This is a genomic window from Kurthia sp. Dielmo, assembly GCF_000307285.2.
Taxonomy (GTDB): Bacteria; Bacillota; Bacilli; order Bacillales_A; family Planococcaceae; genus Kurthia; species Kurthia populi.
On the sequence record NZ_CAEP01000200.1, the window covers coordinates 1 to 513 of the forward strand.

Genomic DNA, 513 nt, shown 5'->3' on the forward strand with positions numbered 1-513 from the left:
TCCCAGCTGAGCTAATCCTCCATAATGGTGACCCCTACGGGATTCGAACCCGTGTTACCGCCGTGAAAGGGCGGTGTCTTAACCGCTTGACCAAGGGGCCATTAAAAATATTTAAGTCTTTATCAAGACATTTAATATAGTATCATATATCAATATATCATGCAATACGTTTTTTATTTTTTTATAAAGTTAAGCTTCCAACCGGATTCGAACCGGTGACCTCTTCCTTACCATGGAAGTGCTCTACCTGCTGAGCTATGGAAGCACAGCTAAAAAAAGACAAAAAAATGGCTCCGTTGGCAGGACTCGAACCTGCGACCCTCTGATTAACAGTCAGATGCTGCTACCAACTGAGCTACAACGGAACAATACTATTTCAATATGTATTTAACTCTCTTAAATACATTTATAATTATAGCTAAAATACCTATAATAGGCAATAGTTTTTTATAAAAAAATAAATGTTTTCTGAACATTTAATTATAGTAATATACATAAATATATATAGAAAAT

3 tRNA genes are annotated in these 513 nt (G+C 35.3%); all 3 read right to left on the minus strand.

Features of this window, described 5'->3' with window-relative positions:
* Positions 1–25: 25 nt before the first annotated feature.
* The 3 genes from KTHG_RS00185 to KTHG_RS00195 all read right to left on the minus strand — a co-directional run bounded on the left by KTHG_RS00185 (position 26) and on the right by KTHG_RS00195 (position 365).
* Positions 26–100: transfer RNA gene (locus KTHG_RS00185), tRNA-Glu, on the minus strand.
* Positions 101–192: 92 nt separating this feature from the next.
* Positions 193–265, minus strand: a tRNA-Thr gene (locus KTHG_RS00190).
* Positions 266–288: 23 nt separating this feature from the next.
* Positions 289–365, minus strand: a tRNA-Asn gene (locus tag KTHG_RS00195).
* Positions 366–513 lie beyond the last annotated feature (148 nt).